This is a genomic window from Agrobacterium sp. NPDC090283, assembly GCF_044769685.1.
Taxonomy (GTDB): domain Bacteria; phylum Pseudomonadota; class Alphaproteobacteria; order Rhizobiales; family Rhizobiaceae; genus Agrobacterium.
Map to the genome: position 1 here is coordinate 48,102 of NZ_JBIVYG010000009.1, position 26,472 is coordinate 74,573.

24 protein-coding genes and 1 tRNA gene are annotated in these 26,472 nt (G+C 60.2%); 16 read left to right on the forward strand and 9 right to left on the reverse strand.

Going from position 1 to position 26,472, the window contains the following annotated elements:
* Positions 1–2: 2 nt before the first annotated feature.
* The 5 genes from ACIQUH_RS14755 to ACIQUH_RS14775 form a co-directional block, all read right to left on the reverse strand.
* On the reverse strand, positions 3–2,081 hold the full coding sequence (locus ACIQUH_RS14755; protein WP_400816304.1) for a hydantoinase/oxoprolinase family protein: 2,079 nt from the start codon (positions 2,079–2,081) through the stop codon (positions 3–5).
* The gene (locus ACIQUH_RS14760) at positions 2,078–3,754 is read right to left on the reverse strand and encodes a thiamine pyrophosphate-binding protein (protein ID WP_400816306.1); all 1,677 of its coding nucleotides are present in this window, start codon (positions 3,752–3,754) and stop codon (positions 2,078–2,080) included. The genes ACIQUH_RS14755 and ACIQUH_RS14760 overlap by 4 nt, the downstream gene beginning before the upstream one ends.
* Positions 3,744–4,370, reverse strand: coding sequence for an SDR family NAD(P)-dependent oxidoreductase (locus tag ACIQUH_RS14765; RefSeq protein ID WP_400816308.1), 627 nt, complete (start codon positions 4,368–4,370; stop codon positions 3,744–3,746). The genes ACIQUH_RS14760 and ACIQUH_RS14765 overlap by 11 nt, the downstream gene beginning before the upstream one ends.
* Before the next feature lie 102 nt (positions 4,371–4,472).
* Positions 4,473–5,213, reverse strand: coding sequence for an SDR family oxidoreductase (locus ACIQUH_RS14770; protein WP_400816310.1), 741 nt, complete (start codon positions 5,211–5,213; stop codon positions 4,473–4,475).
* Positions 5,206–5,955, reverse strand: a complete 750-nt coding sequence (locus tag ACIQUH_RS14775) for an SDR family NAD(P)-dependent oxidoreductase (RefSeq protein ID WP_400816312.1) — start codon at positions 5,953–5,955, stop codon at positions 5,206–5,208. Before ACIQUH_RS14775 ends, ACIQUH_RS14770 begins: the two co-directional genes overlap by 8 nt.
* Positions 5,956–6,052: 97 nt before the next feature.
* Between ACIQUH_RS14775 and ACIQUH_RS14780 the strand changes: the two genes are divergently transcribed.
* The 16 genes from ACIQUH_RS14780 (at position 6,053) to ACIQUH_RS14855 (ending at position 22,591) form a co-directional block, all read left to right on the forward strand.
* Positions 6,053–9,100, forward strand: coding sequence for an FAD-binding and (Fe-S)-binding domain-containing protein (locus ACIQUH_RS14780; RefSeq protein WP_400816314.1), 3,048 nt, complete (start codon positions 6,053–6,055; stop codon positions 9,098–9,100).
* A 52-nt stretch (positions 9,101–9,152) separates the two neighbouring features.
* Positions 9,153–9,884 carry a FadR/GntR family transcriptional regulator gene (locus ACIQUH_RS14785; protein ID WP_400816316.1) on the forward strand — a complete coding sequence of 244 codons (732 nt, stop codon included), beginning with the start codon at positions 9,153–9,155 and terminating at the stop codon, positions 9,882–9,884.
* Positions 9,885–10,112: 228 nt separating this feature from the next.
* The gene (locus ACIQUH_RS14790) at positions 10,113–10,916 is read left to right on the forward strand and encodes a PfkB family carbohydrate kinase (RefSeq protein ID WP_400816318.1); all 804 of its coding nucleotides are present in this window, start codon (positions 10,113–10,115) and stop codon (positions 10,914–10,916) included.
* 127 nt (positions 10,917–11,043) lie between these two features.
* Entirely contained in the window at positions 11,044–11,826 is a 783-nt protein-coding gene (phnF, locus tag ACIQUH_RS14795) for a phosphonate metabolism transcriptional regulator PhnF (RefSeq protein ID WP_400816320.1), read from the forward strand.
* Entirely contained in the window at positions 11,819–12,277 is a 459-nt protein-coding gene (locus ACIQUH_RS14800; RefSeq protein ID WP_400816322.1) for a phosphonate C-P lyase system protein PhnG, read from the forward strand. Before phnF ends, ACIQUH_RS14800 begins: the two co-directional genes overlap by 8 nt.
* A gap of 2 nt (positions 12,278–12,279) precedes the next feature.
* Positions 12,280–12,825, forward strand: coding sequence for a phosphonate C-P lyase system protein PhnH (gene phnH / locus ACIQUH_RS14805; protein WP_400816324.1), 546 nt, complete (start codon positions 12,280–12,282; stop codon positions 12,823–12,825).
* Positions 12,825–13,925: a carbon-phosphorus lyase complex subunit PhnI gene (locus ACIQUH_RS14810; protein WP_400816326.1), complete on the forward strand. Its 1,101-nt coding sequence runs from the start codon at positions 12,825–12,827 to the stop codon at positions 13,923–13,925. The genes phnH and ACIQUH_RS14810 overlap by 1 nt, the downstream gene beginning before the upstream one ends.
* Positions 13,922–14,836, forward strand: coding sequence for an alpha-D-ribose 1-methylphosphonate 5-phosphate C-P-lyase PhnJ (locus ACIQUH_RS14815; RefSeq protein WP_400816328.1), 915 nt, complete (start codon positions 13,922–13,924; stop codon positions 14,834–14,836). Before ACIQUH_RS14810 ends, ACIQUH_RS14815 begins: the two co-directional genes overlap by 4 nt.
* Positions 14,836–15,663: an ATP-binding cassette domain-containing protein gene (locus tag ACIQUH_RS14820; RefSeq protein ID WP_400816330.1), complete on the forward strand. Its 828-nt coding sequence runs from the start codon at positions 14,836–14,838 to the stop codon at positions 15,661–15,663. The genes ACIQUH_RS14815 and ACIQUH_RS14820 overlap by 1 nt, the downstream gene beginning before the upstream one ends.
* Before the next feature lie 16 nt (positions 15,664–15,679).
* Positions 15,680–16,420 (forward strand): phosphonate C-P lyase system protein PhnL, encoded by a 741-nt coding sequence (locus tag ACIQUH_RS14825; RefSeq protein ID WP_400816332.1) that lies wholly within the window; start codon positions 15,680–15,682, stop codon positions 16,418–16,420.
* On the forward strand, positions 16,407–17,576 hold the full coding sequence (locus ACIQUH_RS14830; RefSeq protein ID WP_400816334.1) for an alpha-D-ribose 1-methylphosphonate 5-triphosphate diphosphatase: 1,170 nt from the start codon (positions 16,407–16,409) through the stop codon (positions 17,574–17,576). The genes ACIQUH_RS14825 and ACIQUH_RS14830 overlap by 14 nt, the downstream gene beginning before the upstream one ends.
* Positions 17,577–17,825: 249 nt before the next feature.
* Entirely contained in the window at positions 17,826–18,647 is an 822-nt protein-coding gene (gene phnC, locus ACIQUH_RS14835; protein WP_400816336.1) for a phosphonate ABC transporter ATP-binding protein, read from the forward strand.
* 56 nt (positions 18,648–18,703) lie between these two features.
* Entirely contained in the window at positions 18,704–19,621 is a 918-nt protein-coding gene (gene phnD / locus ACIQUH_RS14840; RefSeq protein WP_400816338.1) for a phosphonate ABC transporter substrate-binding protein, read from the forward strand.
* Between the two features lie 77 nt (positions 19,622–19,698).
* Complete coding sequence (phnE, locus tag ACIQUH_RS14845) at positions 19,699–20,643, forward strand: phosphonate ABC transporter, permease protein PhnE (protein WP_400816340.1); 945 nt, start codon at positions 19,699–19,701, stop codon at positions 20,641–20,643.
* Positions 20,640–21,491, forward strand: coding sequence for a phosphonate ABC transporter, permease protein PhnE (gene phnE, locus ACIQUH_RS14850; protein WP_400816342.1), 852 nt, complete (start codon positions 20,640–20,642; stop codon positions 21,489–21,491). The genes phnE (ACIQUH_RS14845) and phnE (ACIQUH_RS14850) overlap by 4 nt, the downstream gene beginning before the upstream one ends.
* Before the next feature lie 173 nt (positions 21,492–21,664).
* Positions 21,665–22,591, forward strand: a complete 927-nt coding sequence (locus ACIQUH_RS14855) for a PIN domain-containing protein (protein WP_400816344.1) — start codon at positions 21,665–21,667, stop codon at positions 22,589–22,591.
* Between the two features lie 144 nt (positions 22,592–22,735).
* Here ACIQUH_RS14855 and ACIQUH_RS14860 read toward each other — a convergent pair.
* From ACIQUH_RS14860 to ACIQUH_RS14875, 4 genes are all read right to left on the reverse strand, one after another.
* Positions 22,736–22,825: transfer RNA gene (locus ACIQUH_RS14860), tRNA-Ser, on the reverse strand.
* Between the two features lie 197 nt (positions 22,826–23,022).
* Entirely contained in the window at positions 23,023–23,904 is an 882-nt protein-coding gene (locus ACIQUH_RS14865) for a dihydrodipicolinate synthase family protein (RefSeq protein ID WP_400816346.1), read from the reverse strand.
* A complete protein-coding gene (locus ACIQUH_RS14870) occupies positions 23,901–25,544 on the reverse strand; it encodes an ABC transporter ATP-binding protein (protein ID WP_400816348.1) in 1,644 nt (547 codons plus the stop codon). The genes ACIQUH_RS14865 and ACIQUH_RS14870 overlap by 4 nt, the downstream gene beginning before the upstream one ends.
* Positions 25,537–26,460, reverse strand: a complete 924-nt coding sequence (locus tag ACIQUH_RS14875; protein WP_400816350.1) for an ABC transporter permease — start codon at positions 26,458–26,460, stop codon at positions 25,537–25,539. Before ACIQUH_RS14875 ends, ACIQUH_RS14870 begins: the two co-directional genes overlap by 8 nt.
* Positions 26,461–26,472: the final 12 nt, after the last annotated feature.

Consider the following 26,472-nt stretch of genomic DNA (forward strand, 5'->3'; position numbering starts at 1 on the left):
GATTACAGTCCTTTTCGGATCAGAAGGATGGTGCCGTCGCTCTGAACGATGGCGTCAAACGGCGAGGTGACGATGGTCGAGGTTTCACGCTCGACGATCACCGCCGGACCGGCAACACGCTCGCCGGCCCTGATCGTCGAGCGTTCCACGATGGCCGTTTTGAGAGGGGCGCCCGCGGCTGGATCGAATACGTCGCGCGTGACCGGGGTGTCGGTCGGACTGCCGGTGGAGATCAGCGCATGGCGCTCACCACCCGGGCGCACATCCTGCGCCTTGACGGAAAATGTGACGAATTCGATTTCAGGCCCCTCCACTGCCCGGCCGAAGAATTGGGCATAACGCGCCCTGAAATTTTCCTCGATCATGGCGCGGTCGGCAGCCTCGAAATGACGATCCGGCAGGCTGACCGGAATTTCCCAACCCTGGCCGCGATAGCGCATGAACGCCACCACTTCGCGACTGATCTTGCCAGCCGTGCCGGCGCGCACGAAACCCTCGGCGGTCTCCTTGAGGTCGTCCAGCAACGTGTTGAGCCGGACGGTATCGAAGGCCGACAGGCTCATGATCTGCGAGCCGACCGCCTCATAACCGAAAGGAGCCTTCAGGAAGCCGATCGCCGAGCCGACACCGGCACCTTGCGGGATGAGGCAGCGGTCGACGCCAAGCTTTTCGCAAAGCCGCGCGGCGTGCAGGGGTGCGGCACCGCCAAAGGCGATCATGGTGTTTTCCGAGATGTTCTTGCCGTTTTCAACCGCATGGACGCGGGCGGCGTTGGCCATATTCTCATCCACCACCTCAACAATGCCGAAAGCAGCCGAAAGCGGATCGAGCCTGAGCTTGTCGCCAACGTCGCGGGCTATCGCAGCGGACGCCTTCCCGGTTGACAGCTTGATCTTGCCGCCGGCGAAATTGTCGGGATCGAGCTTGCCGAGAACGAGGTCGGCATCCGTGATCGCCGGCCGCTCGCCCCCGCGCTGGTAACAGGCAGGACCCGGCTCGGAAGCGGCCGATTCAGGCCCTGCCTGAATGCGTCCCATGGCGTCGACCCAGGCGATCGAGCCGCCACCAGCACCAATCTCGATCATCTCAATGACCGGTATCGAGATCGGCATGCCTGATCCCTTGCAGAACCGGTAGGTGCGCGCGACCTCGAACGTCCGGGCGGTCTGCGGCTGGAAATCCTCGATGAGGCAGATCTTTGCAGTCGTCCCGCCCATATCATAGGAGACCACCCGCTGAAGATCGAAGCGGCGCGCCACATCCGCTGCGAAGATCGCACCGCCGGCCGGGCCGGATTCGACCAGACGCACGGGAAACTCGGCCGCTGTCTCTACCGACACGAGGCCACCGCCGGAATGGATCATGAAGACCGGGCAGGAGGCGCCCATGTCCTTGAGGCGGACCTGGAGACGATTGAGATAGTCGGCCATTTGCGGGCGCACATAGGCGTTTGCACAAACAGTGTTGAACCGTTCGAACTCGCGCATCTGCGGCGAAACCTCGCTGGAGATCGAGATCGGCAGATCAAGCGTCCGGGCGAGGATTTCTCGGGCACGGCGCTCGTGGTCGGGGTTCATGTAGGAATGAATGAAACCGATGGCGACGGCGCCGAAATCCTCGGTGGCGATCCGTCTGGCGATTTCCTCGAGCGCCTGCTCGTCCAGCGGCTGAAGTTCCGTACCCTGCGCCGAGATGCGGCCCTTGACCGGAAAGCGGTCTTCTCGCGGAATCAGCGGCTTGGGCAGAACAAGATCGAGATCATATTGCTCGAAGCGGTTCTCCGTACGCATCTCGATCACGTCACGAAAGCCTTCGGTCGTCACCAGTGCGGTGCGCGCGCCACGACGCTCGATCAACGCGTTGGTGGCAAGCGTTGTACCGTGAATGATCAGCTCGATCTGCGAAATGGCGATACCGGCATCGCGGATGACGATGTCGATGCCGTCAAGAATGGCCTGTTCCGGCGCTGCATAATTGGTCAGAACCTTGGTCGAATACAGCGTTCCACGCACGTCGAGGGCGATATCGGTGAACGTACCGCCGATATCTGCGCCGAGACGGATGTCGTTTCCGATGGTCATGCGTTTTCCTTCTTGGCAAGCGCGGCCTGGCGCATTTCGGAAAGGGTCTGTCTCGGTGTCAGAGCTTCCGGCGAGATATCGAGATCGAGAAGCGCACCGGTTCTAGAGGAAAGCGCACGCTCGAAGGCTTCTGCAAAGTCAGCCGTCGCCGTCACTCGCTCGGCATGGAAACCATATGCCTTGGCAAGAGCGACAAAATCCGGATTGACCATTTCGGTTCCCGAAACGCGGGCCGGATAATGGCGCTCCTGATGGGCGCGGATCGTACCGTATATGCCGTTGTTCAGCAGAAGGATGATCGGCTGTGCGCCGTGTTGCAGGGCGGTTGCAAGTTCCTGACAGTTCATCTGGAAATCGCCGTCACCGGCAAAGCAGACGACTGTGCGGTCCGGAAAGGCAACCTTGGCGGCAATGGCTGCCGGTACGCCATAACCCATCGCGCCGGATTGCGGGGCGAGAAGCCGGGCCCTCGGACCGAACCTGAAGAACTTGTTCGGCCAGACGGTGAAGTTGCCCGCGCCATTCGTCAGGATGACGTCCTCCGGCAATATCTCGTTGAGATAAGCAGTGACTTTGCCCATATCGACCGGCGACGGCAGATCCTTGAGGTTAAACCCTGCCTCGTAAGCGGCGCGGCCCTTCTTTCGCCATTCGGCCCATGGTCCCTTGACGGGTTCGAGTGCAGACAGCGCTTCGGCAAAGGCATTCGGGCCCGCATGGATACCGAGTTCAGGCTGATAGATCTTGCCGATCTCCAGATCAGAACCGTGAACGTGGATGATGCGCTGGCGCGGCTGCGGGACGTCGAACAGCGTATAACCATCGGTGGAGTTTTCCCCGAAGCGGTTATTGATCGCGAGGATCACATCCGCATCGCGCAGCAGTTCCTTCACCGACGCAACCATACCGACTCCGGCTTCGCCGCAGAAAGTGAGGGACTCGTTGTCATACTGGTCCTGATAGCGAAACACAGAAACGACCGGGATATCGGATGCTTCCGCAAACGCCTGAAGGCGCTTGGCCGAACCTTCCTTCCAGTTACAGCCACCGTAAAGAATGACTGGACGCTTGGCCTGCGACAGCAGAGTCGCAAGGCGCTGCATGGCAAATTCCGAAGGTGCGGCCTCGATGATTTCGGCCGGACCGGAAAGTGGCGCCTTTTCCGTCATTGACGTCAGCATATCTTCCGGCAGGGCGATAACAACCGGGCCGGGACGACCGGTAATCGCCGTCGTCCATGCGCGGGCGACAATTTCGGGAATACGTTCGACCTGATCGATCTCGACGGCCCATTTCGCCACCGTTCCAAACGCAGCCTTGTAGTCCACTTCCTGAAAGGCTTCCCTGCCCTTCATGTCGGTGCCGACCTGGCCAACGAACAGGATCATCGGCGAGGAATCCTGCATGGCGGTATGAACGCCGATCGAGGCATTGGTGGCGCCCGGACCACGGGTGACGAAGCAGATACCGGGCTGACCGGTGAGCTTGCCATAGGCGGCTGCCATGAAGGAGGCGCCCCCTTCATTACGACACACGACATAGTCGAGCTTGCCCACCGTATCATGCAGCGCGTCCAGCACGGCAAGATAACTCTCTCCCGGCACTCCGAAGCCTTTGCGCACACCGAGTGCCAACAGGCATTCGACCAAAAGCTGCCCACCATTACGTAACATTGCGCGTTCCCTGATGATTATGAGCGTCGGCTTTGTAGCGTAAAGGCGCCAGGCCAACGGTTTCCAGATGTTCGAGAATAGATGCGACCAGCAAATCAAATGGAGGCTTTTCGCAAATGATTGACTGGGCCGTAATGCCAGCGTCCGTCAGCTCGCCTTGAAGGGCCTCGACAAATGCCTCACTCGCGCCGGCTACGCTTCTTTCCAGGGTCGACGGGCCTTCGCCGGAATGAGGCGAAACCACAAACAGAGCGCCCAGCCCCTGCTCCTTCATGGCCGGCAGGACCAACCGCGTCAGGTGAAACATTGCGGAGAGGTTCACTTCAAGAGCCATATCTATGTCTGCTTCCTGAAGCTTCTCAAAGGCCGTTTCAGTGGGCCACCGCAATGCGGCGTGCACGACGATATCGGGCTTCATGCCCTCAACGATCACCCGAACCGCCTCACGATCGGTCAGATCGATCGCCATGGGAAGCACACCAAAATCGCTGCGAAGCTCTTCCAGAACCAGCCTGTCGCGCCCAAGGGCGCAAGTTTCATAGCCGGCACAGGCAAGTGCCACCGCCACCGCACGGCCCGCCCCCCTCGTTGCTCCTGTTACAAGTGCCCTCGACATCGATCACCCTCATATTTGCAAAGATGATGACCACATCGCCGCACCGGCGAAATCAAGAAAATGAAAGACTTCGACAAGTAATGCTTGTTGCTGCGAGAAGCCCTACTCCTGAAACTTGACCATCGTACCGCCGCCGGTCGCCTGGTCTGTCGGGAAAACCTCGATGCGTGCGACATCGACAAACACCGGAAGCTCGATAGCGTTCACGATGATCGATGAGACATGCTCCGGCTGAATGGGACGATAGCCGTCATAAAGCAGCGTGCGTGCAGAGTTTCCTGCCATTGCTGTCCGGTAGAGGTCCGTTTGCACCCGCCCTGGCACCACTTCCGTCACCCTGACCGACGTACCCAAAAGATCGCATCGCAGGTTGTCGCAAAAGAGGCTGAGACCCGCCTTCGATGGACCATAGGCGCCCATGTTCGGATATGGTGCCTGACCACCGCTTGAACCGATATAAACCAGATGACCGCGCTTGCGCTCAACCATGCCCGGCAGGAGCGCCCGTGTGAGATGCATCGGCGCCTTGAGATTGACGTCGATCATCGCATCGATCTCGGCGGGATCGATCTCGTGGAATGTCGCACGGGTGGAGAGGATGCCCGCATTGTTGACAAGAACATCGATCTCCACGCCGTTGACGGCATCTGCGATCTTGGCAGTCTCCCGTACATCCGCCTGAACCGCGATGACACCTTTTACAGAGGACAGTTCATCGAGCTGCTCCCGGTTGCGGCCGACTGCATAGACCGTCAGACCGCGCCGGGCGAGTTCAAGCACCGTGGCCTTGCCGATGCCGCTGGTCGCCCCTGTGACGACGGCGTTGCGGTAGATGTCAAACATAGATGTAGCCCCCGCTGATGACGACGTTCTCGCCCGTCGCGTAGGTATTGCGGCTTGACGCCATCATGACGATCCATTCGGCCATTTCGACGGGTTCGGCAGCACGACCCAAAGCACTCGCCTTCGCAAGCTCGGGAAGAAAGCCGAGTTCTTTGGCGCGATCGGTGGCAAAGCCCGCCGGTGCAACGGAATTGACGAGGATCTGATCTTTTGCGACTTCCGCAGCAAACGATTTGGTGAGGCTGACGACTGCAGCCTTGGTCGCCGCGTAGTGAGCGTTTTGAGGGTGCGCTTTAAACGCATCGACCGATGTTACGTTGACAATACGGCCAGTCACTTCCGGCGCATTGACGTATTGGCGCATATGAAGAATGGCCGCCACCATCATATGATACGTGCCTTTGACGTTGATGGCATTTTCCAGATCCCATTCCTCGTCGGTGATTTCAAGGATCGGCTTGCGTGGATAGATCGCCGCGCTGTTGATAAGGCAATGTATCCTGCCCAGCCTCTCCGCAATCTCATTGAAGCCCCGGTGAGCGGTCTCGGATCTGGAAATATCCGCAACCGAAGTTGCGACTTCCACACCGAGACCCCGCAAAGTGTCCGCCGAAGACGCGAGCAACTCCGCATTTCGATCGATGAGGCCAATTCTGGCAACACCGTGAGACGCCATGAGCTTTGCCGTTGTCAGGCCGAGACCCGAAGCTCCGCCCACGATGACTGCTGTCTGATCTTTCACGTTCCACCTCTGCATTTCAGTTGCGCCATTTTATTTGTATGTTATCACTTATATGCCAAGTTAATCGAACCTCAAGTAAATTTTTCTGCGAAAACCAATGATCCCTAGGCTGCAGACGAGCGATATCCATTGCGCCGGCACTCCCGGTTTTTTTGAACGTCTCGTAGAGGCAGGGTTCTCCGGCGACGCAGATGCCAGCGCCGCAGCGCGCACTGTCTTTTCGACGGACAATTCGATTTATCAGCGCGAACCATCGGCAGTGGTGTTCCCGAAGGATGCGGAAGACATAAAGATCCTTATGCGCGTCCTTTCCGAGACGCGTTTCGAGAGCCTGCGTCTTGCACCGCGTGGAGGCGGCACGGGGACAAACGGTCAATCGTTGACAACCGGGCTTGTCGTGGACTGTTCGCGGCACATGAACAGGATTTTAGAGATTGATCCCATGCGCCGGACCGCGCGTGTAGAGGCCGGCGTCGTAAAAGACCAGCTCAATCTCGCGCTTAGGGAACATGGCCTGTTCTTCGCACCGGAACTTTCCACCTCCAATCGAGCGACAATCGGCGGCATGGTATCGACCGACGCCTGCGGTCAGGGATCGTGCCTCTACGGAAAGACAAGCAATCACGTTCTCGGGCTTAGAGTGATCCTCAGCGACGCAACGGACTGGTGGTCCCGTCCACTCGACGATGTTTCGCTTGCCAAAGTCAAAGCCCGTACCGATCGCATCGGTGACATCCATCGCACGGTTGATCGCATCGCTCGAGACGACGGTGACAGGATCAAAAACGTATTTCCCCGTCTTAATCGATATATGACAGGATATGACCTGGCGCACATCCGTCGCGACGATGGACGCTTCGATCTCAATGCCATCCTTTGCGGGTCAGAGGGCACGCTGGCCATTATCGCCGAGATCGAACTCAATCTGCTGCCAATTCCGAAACATTCAGCACTCGTGAATATCCGATATGCCGATTTCAATGCCGCACTGGAGGACGCCCGGCGCCTCACCGCACTAAGCGTAGCTTCGGTCGAGACCATCGACGAGAAAGTACTCGGCCTAGCGAAAGGTGACATTGTCTGGAATGGCATTGCCCGGTTTTTCCCTGATGATGCAAGTCACTCGACAAACGGCATCAACATCGTCGAAGTACTGGCCGACGATCCGGCAGAGCTGGAACTTAAAGTGCAGGGCGTAACGTCTGCATTGTCGCATGCGGCAGACATCGGCAGCGGAGGGTACACGATCGCCGCTGCTCCAGCCGATGTTGAAGCGATCTGGAGCATGCGCAAGCGCGCCGTTGGCCTTCTAGGCAATGTCGACGGACCAGTTCGCCCCGTTGCCTTCGTCGAAGACACTGCGGTTCCGCCCGAAAACCTCGCGGCCTATATCAGAGAGTTCCGCGCGCTTCTTGACGGAGCTGGCCTTTCCTACGGCATGTTCGGTCACGTTGACGCAGGGGTCCTTCATGTTCGGCCTGCCCTTGACCTGACGCGCGACGACCATGTGCCGCTCATCCGTGAGATCACCGACGCCGTCGTTGCCCTCACCCGCAAGCATGGCGGAGTCCTGTGGGGTGAACACGGCAAAGGGGTCCGTTCCGAATACGTTCCAGAGTTTTTCGGCGATCTTTACCCGCGTCTGCAGGACATCAAACGAGCGTTTGATCCGGCGAACCGCCTCAACCACGGTAAGATCGCAACGCCAGACGACGAACCGCTTTTGAAGATAGACGAGGTGCCTCTGCGCGGCTCCGTCGACAAGGCGATTGGAAATGAAATCCGCGCCGCCTTTGACAATGCCGCCTACTGCAATGGAAACGGTGCGTGTTTCGACTTCGATGTGTCGAGCCCGATGTGTCCTTCCTATAAAGCGACACGAAATCGTATCTACTCGCCCAAAGGCCGCGCAGCTTTGATGCGCGAATGGCTGCGGCTTCTTGCCGAACGGGGCATCGACCCCAGACGGGAAGCTGCAAAACTAAGCAAATCTGGCAGGACACTGGGATTCGTCAGACGCGCCGTCAATACGCTCAACCCCGTCAACGGTTCCGACTTCTCGCACGAAGTCAGGCAAGCCATGGATACCTGTCTTGCCTGCAAAGCATGCGCCGGCCAATGTCCGGTCAAGGTCAGCGTGCCTGCTTTCCGCTCGAAGTTCCTGAACCTCTATTACGGCAGGTACCTGCGACCGTTAAAAGATCCGCTTGTCGCCAGTATCGAAACCATGTTGCCTCTCATGGCAAGATTCCGGCCGATTTATAATCTCGCTGTTGGCAGCTCGTTCGGTCGCGCCACAATGAGACTGGCAGGCCTCACAGCGCTTCCTGGTCTGGCACGTTTACCTCTTCCGCGCCTGGCAGCGCGCATGGGGGTCGACGTCGCACAGGCTGACCGGATTGACGCGTTGCCCCTGAACCAGCGAGAACGCCTCGTTATCTTCGTTGCCGATGCATTCACAGCCTATTTCGATCCATCGGTGGGCGTTGCCGCAATAGAGGTTGCCCGATTGCTTGGCTTTACGCCTCTTCTCTCACCGCCCCTGACGAACGGCAAGGCGTTGCATGTCCACGGCTATCTGGATCGGTTTAAGAGAGCCGCGTCAAAAACCGCAGGCGAACTCGATCGCCTTGCCGCAACCGGTGTTCCGCTGGTTGGCCTCGATCCGTCCATGACGCTCGCCTTCCGGAGCGAATACAGGGAAGCAGACAGCCAAAGCAACATACCGCCCGTGCTCCTGCCACAGGAGTGGCTGGCGAATATGTCGAGGCCGATGGATGCCACCCAGGAAGTAAAGATAAGCAAGCAGCTCAAGCTGCTGCCGCACTGTACGGAGCGCACCAATGCGCCTTCCTCGCTGATGCAATGGCAGACCGTTTTCAAAGCAGTCGGCGTCGATCTGCAGATTGCAAACACAGGCTGTTGCGGTATGGCTGGAACATTCGGACATGAGCTACGCAACCGCAGCACATCCGAGAAGCTGTACGGGATGAGCTGGTCGGCGGAAATTGCCCGTTCGGACGAGATCGTAACAATGGCAACCGGTTATTCCTGCCGCTCACAGGCAAAAGAAATCGACCAAAAGCGTCTCCCTCATCCCTTGGAGACATTGTGCGACCTTCTCAAACCGGGCGTCGCCAAGTAGAATGATATGTGATATGTGATAAATCCAACTCCATAACAAGACGGGGCATCTTTTGTCGATTATCACGCAACGCGGCAATCTCGCAGAAATCGTTGTTGCAAAGCTCAGCGAACGCATCGATTCGGGGCTTTATTCTGCGGGAGAAAAGATACCATCAAGCGCTCAGCTCTGCGAGGAGTTCGGGGTGTCGCGCACCGTCATTCGCGAAGCCCTCATGTCGCTTAAAGTCGGCGGCCGGGTCACTGCCAGACAGGGTGCTGGTGTATTTGTTACGGAAAAAGACGCAAAGACACTGAACTTCGAGATCAACCGGATCGACGATATCCGCTCCGCGATGCAAATACTCGAACTGCGGCTCGGTGTTGAGATGCAGGCTGCAGCACTCGCGGCAACCCGCAGGACGCCGGAAGCTTTGGCCGAAATCGCGCGAGCCTATGATCATCTCGACGCCCTTGAAACTGACGACGCCGAAATCGAAGCACGTGCAGATTTCGAGTTCCACCTTGCAATTGCCAGAGCAACGCGAAACCCTCATTTTCCAAGTTTTCTGGAAGCGGTGATGGAGAGTATCAACTTCGAACTCGTGTTGAAACATCGCCAATCATCGCGAGCTTACCAAGCCTATCTCAAGAAAATAAACAAGGAACACGCCTCTATCCTTTCTGCTATAACGCAGGGCGATGCGAAGGCTGCAAAGAACGCAATTGCGGCACATCTTGAAGAGAGCCTCAATCGATACCGAACAATGCTGGATGAACCAGCAAGCGCCTTAACCACGGACTAAGGTGAACCGTTCAAGTTCGCGCCGGGCCGATCGCCGTCTTTTTCATCGTCTCGTTGATCAGAAAGTCACAATCAATGAGATGACCCGTCGAATGTTCGGTAGCTTTCGGCCTGTCCGCTTTCAATGGCTATACTTGCTCAAATATCCGTCATGCCTCCGTAAAATGGGGTGTCTATCGTTCCTTTCAGTAGCGGAAAATTCGCGGTATCGACGAAAGATAAGGCAAGCATGTATCACGTGATCGTCATCGGCTCGGTCAACCACGACCGCATCTGGCAGCTCGACGATCCGCTGGTTGCGGGCGGGCGGCTGCGGTTTTCCTCACGCGAAATCCATCTTGGCGGCGGTGGCTTTTTCACCGGCTGCCAGCTTCTCGAGCTTGGCGCCGAAGTCGCCTTCGTCAATCGGCTGATGCAGGACGAACACGGCCTCCGCGCACTCAAGGTGCTTCAGGAAATGGGTTTCGACACGCGGCAGGTGGCGCTGCATCCCGGCGAAACCAGACCGCTGGAAATCCTGCTCGAACCGAACGGCGAGCGAACGATCCTCTATTGCGGGGATCGCAGCAGTCCATTGTTTGCGGCCAGCGCTCCATTCAGCGGCGATGCGGCCTATCTCAACGCGCTCAATCTCGACGCCGGCCTCGTCGCGGAGCTCGATACGATACCGCTCATCATCTCGCAACTGCCGCTGCGCCCGGCCACACCTCGCCCCGCCGACTACGTCATCTCGTCGCGCCACGATGCGGACGACGGGATCGAGATCGCCTGGCGGCGCGCCCGGGCGATCGCGGGTCCGCGGTTGAAAATGCTGGTGCTGACCGACGGCCCCCGCCCGGTCACCCTGTTCGACGGACGTAACGTCGTTGAAGTCGCTCCGGCGCCAACCGTCCATGTCAAAAACACGATCGGCGCCGGCGACCGCTTCAGCGGCGCTTTCCTCCATGCCCTGCTCGATGGTGAGACCGCAGCTTCCGCTGCAACCCGGGCCAGCCGCCAGACCGCCGACTGGTTGCGCCGCACGAGCGGCTGAACTGCGGCAAGCGCCCGCCGTTAGAAATCCCGGCAAATGCCCATTCGGACATACGACTGTCATTGAGGCCAGCTATAAGCACATTCATCCGAATGAATTTGAAGTCGTCCGAACATATAGGCTGGCCATGGTGCAGACCGAACGCCCCAAATGGGGCCAGTGGCAATCCATCGAAAAGCAGATCAGCCGGGACATCGCGTCCGGGGTCCTGGCGCCGCGCAGCCAGCTGCCGACCGAACTGGAGATCATGCGGCGCTTCGGCGTCGGCCGGCACACGGTGCGGCGTGCCATCGCCGAACTTGCGGCGGCCGGCAAGGTGCGGGTCGAACAGGGTCGCGGCACTTTTGTCGAGGAACAGTCGGTCATCCGCTATGCGATCGCCAGGCGCACGCGTTTCAGCCGCAACCTGAAGGAACAGGGGCGCGTCCCTTCCGGCCAGCCGATCGACGAGATGGAGATTGCCGTCCCGCCGGTCGTCGCCGCGGCGCTGCGCATTCTGGAAGGCTCGAAGGTCTATATGATCCTGCGGCGCAGCTTTGCCGACGACGTGCCGATAACGGTCGGCCGAAGCTATTATCCGGTCGAGCGCTTTCCGGACATGCCGGCGCGTCGCCGCATCGGCGCCTCGATCACCGAAATCTATCGGGAATTCGGCATTCCGGACTATATGCGCCAAGCCACCACCATTTTGACCCGCCTGCCGATCGCCGAGGAAGCCCGGCTTCTGGCGCAATCCCCGGAACAGCCGGTCCTCGTCACCCAGAAGGTCGACGTCGACATGCAAGGCCGGCCGATCGCCTATTCCGAAGTGGTCTGGGCCGGCGAGAGAATGCAGTTCGTCATCGATAACGATGAAGCGCCCGGAAGCCGGGCAACGGCAATACCCGCAGAGAGGAAGACCAATGACTGACGTTGCGACCGGCGAGCCGGTCATCGCGGCCTATACCCATGGGCAGGCGCTCGACATTCTGGCGGCAAGCCGCCCCGAAACCATCAAGGCCTGCGCCGAGACCCTATTGACCGATCTCGGCGCTGTTTCCGTCGTCGCCAACCGCACCGGGCTCGCCATGCTGCCCTTCATGGATACGGTGCGCAACACCGCCTTCCATCTCGGCGAGGTTCTGGTGGCGGAAGCGCATATCCGTGTGCCGGAGCGCGATGTCGAAGGTTACGGCGCCGTCACCGGCCGCGATCTCGAACATGCGATGGCGATGGCCGTCATCGACGCGGCCATCGCCGCCGAGCACCGGCCCGGCCCGATCCTCGAACTTCTGGATGCCGAAAGCCGCCACCAGGAGGAAACCGACCGCGAACGGCTGAAAAAGGTCGAGGCGACCCGCGTGCAGATGGAGACCTTCTGACCATGTCGCTCTCCCTGACCCCGACCGCCGACGACAGCCGCACCAATGCGGCATTCGACGCGCTGATGTGGGCGCTCGGCCGCCCCGGCCTCATCCGCACCCTGCCCTTCGCCGGCTTCGAGACGCTGGCCGAAAGCCTGCTCGACCGCGAATGCACCTTCTACGTTGCCGATGACGCCGCGCTCGACCGGCGGCTCGCCGACACCGGCGCTCACCGCGCTCTCCTCGACAGGGCCGAATATGTCTTCGCCCCGCTCGGCTGCGCAGCCGAGGTCGAGGCGCTGTCGGCGCTGCGCAGCGGTTCGCTTGCCTATCCGGACGAAGCCGCGACGCTGTTTGCGCCGGCCAGGATCGGTTCCGGCCAGGCCCTTCGCCTTACCGGCCCCGGCATCAAGGGGTCGCTGACGATCGAAATCGGCGGCATCGACCCGTCCTTCTGGGCGATGCGCGAAAAGGCGATCCGCTATCCGCTCGGCTGGGATCTCTATCTCGTCGATGCCGACCGGCTGGTCGGTCTGCCCCGTTCCACGAAAATCGAGGTGCTCTGATGGCCTATGTAGCAACCCGTGGCGGCGAACGCGCCATCGAACAGGCCGAAAACCTGTTCCGCGACGATCTCGGCCCGATCACCCGCGCCCGTATCGATGCCGTCAGACAAGGTCTGCCTTATCTGATCGATCGCGTCATGGGCGAGGCATCGCTCTATGAGCCGGATCTCGCGGCACTCGCCATCGCCCAGGCCGGCGGCGAGATTTACGAAGCGGTGCTGCTGCTGCGCGCCTATCGCACCACCCAGCCGCGCCTTGCGGTCTGCGAGCCGGTCGCCCAGACGGACCTCTTCACCCTCCGCCGCATCTCGGCCGCTTTCAAGGATATCCCCGGCGGCCAGATCCTTGGGCCGACGCTCGATTATTCGCACCGCCTGCTACAGGTCGGCGTGCTGATGGGTGAGGACTACACGCCCGATCCGGTCATCCCGGCCACCGAACCGGCGCCGGCGACCCAGCCGTCGCTCGCCGCCTGGCAGAAGGCGCAGGGCCTGATCAAGGATTACCCCTCAGAGGCAATCGCGCCCGACGATATTCCCGACCTCACCCGCCAGCCGCTGCTTTTCCCGGCCGAGCGCGCCCACAAGCTGCAAAGCCTTGCGCGCGCCGATACCGGCGGCACGCTGGCGCTCGGCTACGCCACCATGCGCGGCTACGGCGACGTCCACCCGACCGTCAACGAGCTGCGTCTCGCCGAAGCGCCGGTGCGGCTCCGCCACCCGCGCGGCACCGTCTTCAGCGCCGGCCGCGTGCGTGTCAGCCAGACCGAGGTCATCACCAAGACCCATGAATTGCAGCTCGGCTTCTCGGCCACTTTCGGCTGGAACGAGGTGAAGGTGATCGCCGCCGCCACGCTCGATATCGCCTCCAGCCAGCCGAACGCGCATCCGGCCTCCAACGAGGAATTCGTGCTCTACCATACCGAGCCGGTCGAAAGCTCCGGCTTCTGCATCCACTTCAAGCTGCCTCACTATGTCACCTTCCAGTCGAGCCTCGACGCGATCCGCCGCGTCAAGGCGGACGGGGAGGCCGCGGTTTCCAGGCCGGCGGCCGAGGCGGCGCTTTTCGAACAAGAAGACGAGGAAGAGGTCGCGCTGTGACGACGCTACAGGAACTCACCAGGCCCTGGGCGGCCTTCAATTACGGCTTTCTCGATGAATCGGCCAAGCGCGAACTGCGCCGCCGCATTCTGAAGGCCATCGCGGTGCCGGGTTATCAGGTGCCCTATGCCAGCCGCGAAGTGCCGATCGCCCGCGGCTGGGGAACCGGCGGCCTGCAGGTGACGCTGACGCTTTTGAAGCCGGCATCGATCGTCAAGGTCATCGACCAAGGCGCAGACGATTCGGTCAATGCCAGCAGCATCCGCAAATTCGTCGGCCGCGTCGGCGGCGCTGTCGAGACCGAGGATACGAGGCAGGCGACGATCATCCAGTCGCGCCACCGCATTCCGGAAGAGAAGCTGCGCGAAGACCAGATCCTCGTGTTGCAGGTGCCGAACCCGGAGCCGCTGCGCCCCGTCCAGCCGGACATGTCGGTTGCCCGGCAAATGCACGGTGACGCCGATTACGGCCAGCTCTGGCTGATCCTCTACGAACAGCTCGTCCGCTCCGGCCGCATCATGCAGGGGTCGAGCTATCCGAGCATGGTCAACGGCCGTCACGTCATGACGCCATCGCCGATCCCGCGCTGGGACGTGCCGAAACTCAATCAGGCCGATCATCTGACGATCCTCTCGGCCGGCCGCGAAAAGCGCATTTTCGCCGTGCCGCCCTATACCAGCGTCGAACCGCTGGTCTTCGACGACGTGCCCTACCGGGTCGAGGATCATCAGGACAAGACCTGCTACCGCAGCCATGTCACCGGCTATTTCATGAACGAGCTGCCGCAGGAAGACGGCTCGTCGCAATACGAACTCTCCGACAGCCATTTCGGCGTCAAGCACATCCAGAAATCGGAAGGCGGGACGGTCGAGATCGGCGATGCCTGGTACAAAAACGGAAAGATGGACTGATGGCGGCGCTTAATTTCGACAACACGGCCGGTCTGAAGCGCCAGCCGCCGAAACTCATGCTGGCAGAGCCGATCCTGACGATGCGCGGCATCGCCAGGAATTACGGCGATGTCACGGCTCTCGCCGGCGTCGACGCCACCGTCTATCCGGGCGAAGTGCTCGGCATCGTCGGCGAATCCGGCTCCGGCAAGTCGACACTTCTCAGAATGATGAATCTCGAGGATACGCCCGATACCGGCACCTATAATCTGGCGCTGCCGGGCCATGCGGACCGCGACCTCTTCACGCTCGACCGCTTTGAGCGGCGTATGCTGCGCGCCCACCATATCGGCATCGTCTACCAGAACCCGCATCTCGGCCTGTTGATGAACCACACGAGCAGCGGCAATGTCGCCGAGCGCCTGCTGATCGCCGGAAAACGCAACTTCGCCGAACTGCGCGCCCGCGCGAAAGAATCCCTCGATGCGTCGGAATTCCCCATCGACCGCATGGACGCCCGCCCCCGCGAGCTTTCAGGTGGCATGCAGCAGCGCGTCCAGCTTGCCAAGGCGATCGCGCTGGAACCGGCCGTGCTGCTGCTCGACGAACCGACCACCGGCCTCGATGTCAGCGTCCAGGCGCTGGTGCTCGATACGCTGAAAAGATTGCAGCGCGACCGCGCGATCACCATGGTTCTCGTCTCCCACGATCTCGGCGTCATACGCACGATGGCTGACCGGGTTATGGTCATGCGCCGGGGTGAAGTGGTGGAACAGGGCCTTGCGGACCAGATTTTCCAGGACCCGCAGCACAGCTACACCCAGCAACTCGTTCACGCGAAACTCTGAAAGGGAGATGGGATCCATGAATATTCAAGCGTCTCCCAAGCGCGCGCCCGTGCTGCGCATCGAAGGTCTCGCCAAGCAGTTCGAGATGCACCACCTCAAGCGCACCCTCTACGCGTTCGAGAATATCGAATTCGAACTCGGCGAAGGCGAATTCATCCTTTTGAGGGGCGAAAACGGCGCGGGCAAATCCACCCTGCTGCGCACCATCTACCGCTCCTACCTGCCGCGCGCCGGCCATGCCTGGTATTACACGAAGGAAGGCGCGATCGATCTGGCATCGGCCGCCGATGTCGATATCGCCGTGCTGCGCCGTCGGGAAATCGGCTTCGTCACCCAGTTTCTCAATGCCCGTCCCCGCGTCGCGGCCGAGGAAATCGTCGCCGAACCCTTGCGTCTTGCCGGCATGGCGCATGGGCAAGCCCTGGCGGAGGCTCGCCGCTGGCTCTCGGCCTTCGGCGTCAAGCCGCAGCTCTGGCCGGCCTATCCCTCCACCTTCTCCGGTGGCGAGCAGCAGAAGGTCAATCTGGCCCGCGCCCTCATCCTGCCGCAGCGCCTGCTGCTGCTCGACGAGCCGACCGCCTCGCTCGACCGTTCGGCGCGCAAGGCCCTGGTCGACCGGCTTGCCGAACTCAAGGCTTCCGGTGTGGCGATGATCGGCGTCTTCCATCACCCGGAAGACGTCGCCCATCTCATCGATCGGGAAATTCAATTGGAAACCATCAAGATTGCGGATGAGGCAGACAATGTGGTTGACTAATTTCGAAATCGTCCTGAAGGACCGGGTCATCGAGCGCGGCGCGTTGCGGATCGAAAACGGCCTGATCGCCGAGATCAGCGACAAGCAGGTCGCCAATGCGGATATTGATGGCGAAGGCCGGCTGCTCCTGCCGGGCTTCGTCGATATGCATGGCGACATGATCGAGAAGGAAGTCGAGCCGCGCGCCAATGTGCGCATGCCGCTCGAACTCGGCATTTACGACCTCGACAAGAAGCTCGCGGCGAACGGTATCACCACCGCCTATGCGGCGCTCGCCTTCACACCGGCGACCTACGGCAATGTCCGCTCCGTGGAGCATACGACGGCGCTGATTTCGGCGCTCACCGACATGCGCGACGAGCTTTTGATCGACCACCGCGTCCATGCCCGTTTCGAGATCACCTATCCCTCGGCGATAGACGTCGCCGAAAGACTGATGACTTCAGGTGCGCTCGGCATGATCTCGCTGATGGACCACACGCCGGGACAGGGCCAGTATCGCGACCTCGAAATCCACACCCGCAACATGGCGAAGGCGAGAAAGATCGATTATGCCACCGCCGTCGAGATGGTGAAGGAGCGCATTGCCCAGCGCGAAGCCCATGGCGACGCCATGCATGTCGTGACCGGCCTGGCCGAACTGGCGCGGGAAAGGGGCGTGGCAATCGCCTCCCACGACGACGATACGCTCGAAAAGGTTGCGCTGATGCATGGCATCGGCGCCGCGATCAGCGAATTCCCGATCACGCTCGAAGTGGCGACGGAAGCCAAGCGGCTGGGACTGGCGACAGCCATGGGCGCGCCGAACGCGCTGCGCGGTCTCTCTTATTCCGGCAATCTCTCGGCGCGCGAGGCTTTCGAGGCCGGCGTGCTCGATATATTGGCCAGCGATTATCACCCCTCGGCCATCCTGCCGGCGGTGATCGCTCTCGCGGAGTTGAGCGATGGCGGTCTGCCGGCCGCCGTGGCGCTTGCCAGCGCCAACCCGGCGGCGGCCTTGGGTCTCACCGACCGCGGCCGGATCGCCGAGGGCCTGCGCGCCGACCTCGTGATCGCCGAACGCAGCCGCATGCCGCGCCTGCGCGCCACCATAAGGGGCGGCCGGAAAATCTGGTCCGACGGCGCCGTGAGGGTCGCACGCCCGGTAGCGGCATAAGAAAGTTTCGAAAACACCCTGCGGGCTGGAGGCGATTTCCGGCCCGAAATGGTCTGCCATTCCAAAAAATCCTGCAATCGTTCGGAAAACTCGAACATATTTCGGCAATACCAGAATAAATTTCCAAAGATAAACGACTTATAAATAATTCTGTCACGTACACGGCTTAATAATTTACCTCAGAAACCGAGCATCCTCCATCTCGATAGATGGCGGGGAGAAACTTTCTTTGCTTCAAGGGCGAGATTGATGCTGGAACTATACTCTATCAAGAAGACATTTGGTCAGACGAATGCTGTCGATGACGTAACGATTACTGTCGATGCCGGTCAGATGGTCGGCATTATCGGCCGCAGCGGCGCCGGAAAATCGACCCTGCTCAGGCTCGTCAACCGGCTGATAGAGCCGACCAACGGCCGCATCATGTTCGACGGCCGCGACATTACCAGGCTCAGGGGCCGCGATCTGCGGCTATGGCGCGCCTCCTGCGCCATGATCTTCCAGCAGTTCAATCTGGTCGAGCGCATGGACGTTCTGACCAATGTCCTGATCGGCCGCATCGCCCACCAGGGTGTCTTCCCGACCGTTGCACGCCGCTTCACGGAAGAGGAAACCGCCATGGCGGTCCAGGCGCTGGCGCGCCTCGATCTCCTGCCGCAGGCCCTTCAGAAGGCCGGCACGCTGTCCGGCGGCCAGCAGCAGCGCGTCGCGATCGCCAAGGCGCTGGTGCAGCGCCCGGAAATCATGCTGGCCGACGAGCCGATCGCCTCGCTCGACCCCGCCAACGCGACCCGCGTCATGGAGGCGCTGCGCCGCATCAACCGCGAGGACAGGATAACCGTCCTCGTCAACCTGCATACGCTCGATACGGCGCGCGCCTATTGCGACCGGATCATCGCCATGCGCTTCGGCCGCGTGGTTTTCGAAGGAACGCCGGCGGAACTGACCCGCGAGCGACTGAACAGCATCTACGGCGACGAGGGCGGCGAATTCGAACTCGACGAAACCGTGACATCGACGGCCATTCGCGCCCCGGCGGAAAATGAGAGCCGGCAGGCGGCGATGGCCTGACGACCCTTCGGCACCGGCAATGGCGCCGGGCCGCAAGTTCATCCCTGGAGAGATCAATGAAAAACGTCCTCATGACAGTGGCCGTGACGGCCGCGCTTGCCTTTTCCGGCCTGAGCACCGCCCAGGCGCAGGAATGGAAGCAGACCTACAAGACGATCCGCTTCGGCATCACCTCCGCCGAAAACGAAAGGGACCGTATCGCCCGCTGGAAGGGCTTTACGGCCTATCTGGAAAACCAGCTCGGCGTGAAGGTCGAGATTTTCACCGCCGGCAGCTATGACGGCGTCGTCCAGGCGCTTTCCTCCAACCAGATCGAGTTCGCCAATCTCGGTTCGTCGGCCTATGCCGCCGCCTATACCGAAAGCAACGGCGGCGTCGAGCCCCTTCTCGCCCAGGTCGACAAGGACGGCGCCAGCGGCTATTACTCGGTCGTCGCCGTGCGTTGCGACTCCGGCTACAAGAAGATCGAAGACCTGAAGGGCAAGGTTCTCGCTTTCGCCGACCCGGATTCCACCTCCGGCTATGCCGTGCCGTTCTTCAACCTCGTCAAGCAGGGCTACGATCCGAAGACCTACTTCTCGGCGGTCCCTTTCTCGGGCTCGCATGAGACGGGCGTCATGGGCGTGTTCAACAAGCAGTTCGACGCGGCGGCGACCTATATCAACACCGAGAAGAACGGCATTCCGCAGCGCATGGAAGAAAAGGGCATGATTCCCGCCGGCCAGATCTGCCGCATCTGGCAGTCGCCGGAAATAACCAACGGCCCGCTGACCACCCGCAAGAACCTGCCGGCCGACCTCATCGCCGCCGTCAAGAGCGCAATCAAGGCGCTGCCGAAGAACGACCCGGCCGTCTACAAGGAAATCACCTCCGGCAACGAATCCCAGGTCGGCTATATCGAGGTCGATCACAAGCGTTACGAATGGATCGTCGAAATGCGCGAATGGCTGCGCAATCAGCGCCGCCAGGGCTGATACCGCGTTCGATGCAACGTGGCGCCGGATTTCGCCGGCGTCACTTCTTTTCCGGGTAGGCCGAGGCTGTTCAGACAATGACCGTTCAAGCGATGACCGATCAATCAATAGCCGTTCAATCTCTGGCGATCGGCAATTTCCACGCCGATTATGCGCGGGCACGGCGAAGCGCATGGCGCGTGCAGATCGTCTCGACGCTGCTTTTCGTCGCGGCCGTGCTGTTTTCGGCCTATGTCGGCGGCTTTTTCGGCTTCACCGACGTCTCTCTGCCCGGCGGCGAGCGTGTTTCGATGCTGAAGATCTGGGCCGGCCTGCCGCGGCTTGGCGAATATCTGGAAAAGACCGTTCCGAAACTGCGTTTTGCGACCTTCGGCTCCGATCTCGCCGAATGGTTCTGGCGTTGGAAAACCTGGCTCAACCTGCTTTTGGAGACGATCCTGATCGCCTATGCGGCGACCGTGCTCGGCGTCTTCGGCGGTTTCGTCTTGAGCTTCTTCGCCGCCCGCAACTTAAGCCCCGGCAAGCTCGTCTCCACTGTGACCCGCCGCTATCTCGAAATCATCCGCACCGTGCCGGAGCTGGTCTGGGGGCTGATCTTCGTCTTTTGCTTCGGCATCGGGCCGCTCGCGGGCGTGCTGGCGATCGGGCTGCACGCGACCGGCTCGCTCGGCAAGCTCTATTCCGAGGCCAACGAAAATATCGACATGCGGCCGATCGAAGGTATCAGGGCGTCGGGCGGCAACTGGTTCCAGCAGATGCGCTACGGCGCCGTGCCGCAGGTCATCCCCAACGTCATCAGCTATACCCTGCTGCGTTTCGAGATCAACGTCCGTTCGTCCTCGATCATCGGTTATGTCGGCGCCGGCGGCCTCGGCCAGGAAATCCGCACCGCCATGTCGCTGCAGGAATATACCGACCTCTCGGCGCTGTTCGTCATCATTCTGGTGACGGTGACAATCATGGACTTCGCCAGCGAAAAGCTGCGCCACCGCATCATCGGCCTTTCGGAGAGCTGGGCATGACCGCAGAAACCATCGCGGCGCAAGCCGATAGCGTGAAGACCGCAAGGCTGCGGCTGCCCGAAGCCTTCGACAAGCCGCTCGCAAAGCGCCTTTTGCCTTACGCCATCATCGTTCTGCTACTTACCCCTGTGGTTTATGCAGTCGTCGCCTTCGGCATGACGCCGTCGCGCATTCTCCAGGGCCTGACGCGGCTCGGCAATATCATCGCCTTCATGTTCCCGCCGCATGTCTGGACCAGGTGGGAAGAATGGCGCGAAATCCTCGAGGGTCTCGGCGAAACCGCCGTCATGGCCTTTCTCGGCACGCTGCTCGGCGCGGTCGCCGCCCTGCCGCTCGCCCTTCTCGGCGCCAGGAACATCATGCCGCTCGGCTGGCTGCGGCTCATCTCGCGGCGCGGCTTCGATGCGCTGCGCGCCGTCGAGCAGATCATCCTGGCGCTGATCTTCATCCGCGCCTTCGGCCTCGGCCCCATGGCCGGCATCCTGGCGATCGCGGTGTCGGAAATCGGCACATTCGCAAAACTCTTCGCGGAAGCGATCGAGAATACGTCGCGCCGGCCGGTCGAAGGCGTCAAGGCCTCGGGCGGCAGCCGCTTCCAGGCGATCCGCTATGCGATCATCCCGCAATCGCTTCCGGTCATCCTGTCGATCATCCTCTATAATTTCGAATCCAACGCCCGCTCCGGCACCATCCTCGGCATCGTCGGCGCCGGCGGCATCGGCTTCCTGCTTGCAGACCGCATGCATGCCTTCCGCTGGCCGGAAGCCTGGTCGATCATCTTCCTGATCATCGCCATGGTCTACCTGATAGACGCTGCATCGGCCTGGCTGCGCAAAAGGCTGATCTGAAAACGCGGATAGGCCGGTTCAAGCCGGTTCCCGCTCCTCCCCGGTCAGTGTTACCTCCACTAGGCAAATCTGATGGTTCCCCCTGGAAGCGGCATAGCAAGATTTCTTAACCGGCGGGTGGGAAGGTTATATACATTCAATGGTTGAAATGTCTGTAATCAAAAAGCTGATCAATGCCTCTAAACCTCTTTCTAGACACAAACATCTACCTTTCGTTTTATTCGCTATCGAATGCTGACGTTGCACAACTGGACAAACTCCGACAATTCGTTGCTCAAGGGGAAGTCCGTCTTTTTGCAAGCACTCAGTTGCGCGACGAGATTCGCAGGAACAGAGAAAACAAAATTCGAGAATCGTTTAAAGCTTTACGAGAGACCGCTTTAAAATGCCAAGCGCCTGCATTTGTTAAGAACCTCGAAGCATTTCTACAGCTTCAGGAAATTCTGAAAGAAGCCAACAAAAAGCACTCGCAGCTCATCAATGAAGTCGAAGCTTCCATAGAAGCCAATGAACTTGACGCAGACAGAATGATTGATGCGCTTCTACAAGCGGCCGGGATAAAAGAGATTAGCGAGAAGGTTTTTAACGCCGCCATAAATAGGTTCAGGGTAGGAAACCCACCGGGGAAAAAGTCCCATACATGTGGAGATGAAATTAATTGGGAGTTCGCCCTTTCTGAAGCTCCGGACGGTGAGGATTTACATCTTGTATCAGCTGATGGGGATTATTCTTCACCCCTCGGCCAAGACAGATTGAATTTGTTTATGCACAACGAATGGAGGGAGAAGAAAAGTTCTGAGATTTTCTTTTACAGAGATTTGCCGAGCTTCTTTTCCAAGCATGTCCCAACAATTCATTTGGCAATGCAGCAGCAGCTCGCCGCGCTAATTGCTGAATTGGCGGGAAGCGGTAGTTTCGCGACAACCCATACAGTTATCGCGAGATTCCCTGAGAACCCCGAATTTACTGATGCGCACATCAACGAGTTAGTGGACATTCTCCACAACAATTCCCAAGTTGGATGGATATCGGATGACGCGGATGTTCAAGCGTTCTATGCCCCAGTTTTAGCTCGCTTTAGCCAGCTCAATCCCGCTTAGCACGGCTCGATCATCGTGAGCACCATCGAGAACCACGAAGTGCCTTGAATGTGGCACTTCGCTTAAATATTTTATCTGAAAGCGGCAGCTAGTTTGGCCTGGCTATACGTTATCGAGGGAAACACTGGCTACTCAGGTTCAGAATGGCGGAGAGGGTGGGATTCGAACCCACGATACCCTTGCAGGTATGCCGCATTTCGAGTGCGGTGCATTCGACCACTCTGCCACCTCTCCGCATGCGCGAACGCTTACGTTGCGCGCTCCTCTTAAACATCAATGGCGTGACTGACAAGGGAAATTTCGTGTTTATGTCACAAATTATTCGTCATGGATGAGGCGGGCGAAACGCTTCGGCTTCTGGCCGTTTTCGCAGATATTTTTGAGATGACGCACGCGATCCGCACCGCTGCGCGTCACATTCGGTAGCGGCGTCAAAGCCGTTGATAACGCCGCAAGATCTCCAGAATTTTTTCATCCTGCTCTTTGTCCGGCAGAAGGGCCGGTTGGCGGCTGGCGCCGACGGAGGCGTCCTGGAGATAAAGCGAGCGCTTGACCATGGCCGGCGCGAAACCGAGGGCGTAGAGATCGGTACGGAAATCGGCGTAGATTGCCTGCTGGCGTTCGGCCTCGGTGATGTCGCCGGCGTTGAAAGCGTTGAGAATGCCGGCAAGTACATCCGGCAGCGCGTTGCCGAGGCCGGAAATGCAGCCTGCGGCACCGTTCTGCAACGACCAGAGGACGAGGTGATCCGGGCCGGAATAGACCTCGAAACCGGGCATCTCCTTCGCCACCTGAAGATAGGCTTCCAGCGTCTGCTGTGCGCCGCCGGAATCCTTGATACCGGCAATATTGCCATGGGTAGCAAGTTTGCGCGCGGTTTCCGGCTCTATATGGTTCTGGGTGCGGGCGGGAATGTCGTAGAGATAGACCGGCGTTTCAACGGCGTCGGCCACCGTCGAGAAATGGCGGATCAAACCATCCTGCGTGCAGGCGATGAAGAAAGGCGTGATCACGGCGATGCCGTCAACGCCGATGCGGTCGAAGGCTTGAGCCAATTGCAGGGTTTCAAACGTTGCGGGCATGCCGGCATTGACGATGACCTTGGCGCGACCTGCAACTTCGTCTACCACCTCTTCCGTCAGCCGGATTTTTTCCTCATGCGTCAGCGCGGTGAAATCGCCATTGGTGCCGGCGCACATGATGTTGTTGCCGGCGGCCACCTGGCGACGCACCTGGGCACGGGTCGCCTGATAATTGATGGTTTCGTCCTCGTTGAAACAGGTGACGAGCGCGACGAAAGCTTGTTTGGTCATGAAAGAACTCCGCTTGAATTTGCGACGGTGTCGCCGGCGACGGCCGGATGACGCCGGGACTGCATGTCGGGATCGGGATCGAGGCTCGCAGACAGAAGGGCACGGGTATAGGCCTCGCGCGGCGCTTCGAAAACCTGCCGGACGGTGCCGAACTCCACCACCTCTCCCCGCTGCATGACCATGACGTGATCGGCAAAGTCCCGGACCACCGGCAGATCATGCGCGATGAAGATGAAAGAGAGGCCCATTTCGCGGCGCAGCTTGTCCAGCAGTGCGATGACCTGCGCCTGAACCGAGACGTCGAGCGCCGAGACCGCCTCGTCGCAGATGATGAGCTTCGGCTCCAGCGCCAATGCGCGGGCAATGGCGATCCGCTGCCGCTGGCCGCCGGAGAACTGGTGTGGATAACGCCGCATATGATCCGGCGAAAGACCGACCTGATGCAGCAATTCGGCAACCCGTTCACGCCATTTTGCCTTAGGCAATATCTCCGGATGAATGATCCACGCCTCGGAAATCAGCTGGAAAACCGTCATGCGAGGATTGAGCGACTGGGTGGGATCCTGAAAGACCATCTGCAGATCCCGCCGGAGCGCGAAGAGTTCCGCAGGCGAAAGCTTGAAGAGGTCACGACCCTTCCACACCGCGCTGCCCGCATCCGGCTCGTCGAGCCGCAAGAGAATACGCGCCAGCGTCGATTTGCCGGAACCGCTTTCGCCGACGACCGCGATGGTTTCGCCTTCCATGAGGTCGAAGGAGATACCCTTCAGCGCATCGAAGGCGCCGTAACGCTTGCGCACATCACGCACGCTAAGCAGCGCTTCGCCCGCCGCCTGCGGCTCATGCATGGCGCCCCTGCCCGGCGCGGCGCTGATGAGTTTGCGGGTATAGGGGTGTTGCGGGTTGCGATAGACCTCGCGCACCGTGCCGGCCTCAACCAGAACGCCTTTTTCCATCACCACCACCCGGTCGGCGATTTCGGCGACGACACCGAGATCATGAGTGATGATGAGCACGGCCATCCCGGTCTCCCGCTGCAATTCCCTGAGCAGCGAAAGCACTTCGGCCTGCACCGTCACGTCAAGCGCGGTGGTCGGTTCATCGGCGATCAGGATATCGGGCCGAAGCGCCAGCGCCATGGCGATCATCACGCGCTGGCGCTGGCCGCCGGAAAATTCATGCGGATATTTCGTGAGTGCCCGGTCGGGATCGGGAATGCCTACACGGGCGACAAGCCGCCTCGCCTCCGCTTCCGCCTCCGTCTTGCCCATGCCATGGGTGGTCATCGCCTCGCGAATCTGCCAGCCGACGGTGTAGACGGGGTTGAGGTGGCTGAGCGGATCCTGAAAGATCATGGCGATACGCCGGCCGTTGATTTCGCGGCGCGCCTCGGCCGGCATGGTCAGAAGGTCCTGACCGTCAAGCAATATCTGGCCGCTGCTGATACGGCCCGGAGGCATGTCGATGAGGTTCATGATGGCCGAGGACGAAACCGACTTGCCCGAACCGCTTTCGCCGAGGATAGCCAGCGTTTCACCACGGTCGATATGGTAGGAAACATCCTTCACCGCATGGACGACACCGCTTGCGGTGTGAAACTCCACGGAAAGATTGCGCACGTCGAGAAGATGGTCAGCCATGCTTGCGGCCTTTCATTTCCAGCCGCCAGCGCTGCACGGGATCAAGCGCGATGCGCAGCCAGTTGGAAAGCAGGTTGAGCGACAGGGTGGTGAGGATGATGGCAAGCCCCGGCCAGAAGGACAGCCACCAGGCATTGGTGAGATATTGCCGTCCCTGCGAAATCATCAGGCCCCAGGTGATTTCCGGCGGTTGAATACCGATACCGAGGAAAGACAGCGCACTTTCCGCCAGCATCACATAGGCGAAATCGAGCGTTGCGAGCGTCGTCAGCGTCGGCAACACGACGGGAAGGATATGGCGGAACAGGATGCGTTTACCCGATGCGCCCATCACCCGCGCCGCCTGCACGAACATGCGCTCGCGCACCTCCAGCACCTCCGCCCTCGTGGTGCGGATGTAAACGGGAATACGCGTGATGGCGAGAACCAGCATCAGATTGAGGATGGAGGAGCCAAGCAGATAAAGCACGATGACCGCGATCAAGAGCGACGGGAACGACATGATCACATCCGCGAGCCGCATGATGATCTGGCCGACACGGTTGGAGGAAAAACCGGCGATCAGCCCGAGCACGGTGCCGGTGATGGCGGAAAGAAGCACCGCGCCGGCCGCGATCATCATCGTATTTTGCGTGGCGGCGACGATGCGCGCGAGAAGCGAGCGGCCGAGCGCATCCGCCCCCAGCCAGAAATACCATTCGCGCTGCCAGTCGAACGGGGCAAGGTTGCGCCCGCGCAGGTTCTGTTTCGTCGCCAGATCGCCAAGCCATGCCGGGCCGACAAAAGCGAGAATGACGATAAGGATGAGAAAGATCGCGGCGCAGAGCGCGAATTTATCCGCCCACAACATGCGCAGCATGCGCGTTGCGAAGGATGGCTCGGCGATGATCTCGGTATCTGCGTTGGAAAGGCTCATGGCTGAACGGCC

Coding starts and splice junctions, on each gene's coding strand:
- ACIQUH_RS14755 (WP_400816304.1), bottom strand. CDS start 2,081: ATGACCATCGGAAACGACATCCGTCTCGGCGCAGATATCGGCGGTACG.
- ACIQUH_RS14760 (WP_400816306.1), bottom strand. CDS start 3,754: ATGTTACGTAATGGTGGGCAGCTTTTGGTCGAATGCCTGTTGGCACTC.
- ACIQUH_RS14765 (WP_400816308.1), bottom strand. CDS start 4,370: ATGTCGAGGGCACTTGTAACAGGAGCAACGAGGGGGGCGGGCCGTGCG.
- ACIQUH_RS14770 (WP_400816310.1), bottom strand. CDS start 5,213: ATGTTTGACATCTACCGCAACGCCGTCGTCACAGGGGCGACCAGCGGC.
- ACIQUH_RS14780 (WP_400816314.1), top strand. CDS start 6,053: ATGATCCCTAGGCTGCAGACGAGCGATATCCATTGCGCCGGCACTCCC.
- ACIQUH_RS14790 (WP_400816318.1), top strand. CDS start 10,113: ATGTATCACGTGATCGTCATCGGCTCGGTCAACCACGACCGCATCTGG.
- phnF (WP_400816320.1), top strand. CDS start 11,044: ATGGTGCAGACCGAACGCCCCAAATGGGGCCAGTGGCAATCCATCGAA.
- ACIQUH_RS14800 (WP_400816322.1), top strand. CDS start 11,819: ATGACTGACGTTGCGACCGGCGAGCCGGTCATCGCGGCCTATACCCAT.
- phnH (WP_400816324.1), top strand. CDS start 12,280: ATGTCGCTCTCCCTGACCCCGACCGCCGACGACAGCCGCACCAATGCG.
- ACIQUH_RS14810 (WP_400816326.1), top strand. CDS start 12,825: ATGGCCTATGTAGCAACCCGTGGCGGCGAACGCGCCATCGAACAGGCC.
- ACIQUH_RS14820 (WP_400816330.1), top strand. CDS start 14,836: ATGGCGGCGCTTAATTTCGACAACACGGCCGGTCTGAAGCGCCAGCCG.
- ACIQUH_RS14825 (WP_400816332.1), top strand. CDS start 15,680: ATGAATATTCAAGCGTCTCCCAAGCGCGCGCCCGTGCTGCGCATCGAA.
- ACIQUH_RS14830 (WP_400816334.1), top strand. CDS start 16,407: ATGTGGTTGACTAATTTCGAAATCGTCCTGAAGGACCGGGTCATCGAG.
- phnC (WP_400816336.1), top strand. CDS start 17,826: ATGCTGGAACTATACTCTATCAAGAAGACATTTGGTCAGACGAATGCT.
- phnD (WP_400816338.1), top strand. CDS start 18,704: ATGAAAAACGTCCTCATGACAGTGGCCGTGACGGCCGCGCTTGCCTTT.
- phnE (WP_400816340.1), top strand. CDS start 19,699: ATGACCGTTCAAGCGATGACCGATCAATCAATAGCCGTTCAATCTCTG.
- phnE (WP_400816342.1), top strand. CDS start 20,640: ATGACCGCAGAAACCATCGCGGCGCAAGCCGATAGCGTGAAGACCGCA.
- ACIQUH_RS14855 (WP_400816344.1), top strand. CDS start 21,665: ATGCCTCTAAACCTCTTTCTAGACACAAACATCTACCTTTCGTTTTAT.
- ACIQUH_RS14865 (WP_400816346.1), bottom strand. CDS start 23,904: ATGACCAAACAAGCTTTCGTCGCGCTCGTCACCTGTTTCAACGAGGAC.
- ACIQUH_RS14870 (WP_400816348.1), bottom strand. CDS start 25,544: ATGGCTGACCATCTTCTCGACGTGCGCAATCTTTCCGTGGAGTTTCAC.
- ACIQUH_RS14875 (WP_400816350.1), bottom strand. CDS start 26,460: ATGAGCCTTTCCAACGCAGATACCGAGATCATCGCCGAGCCATCCTTC.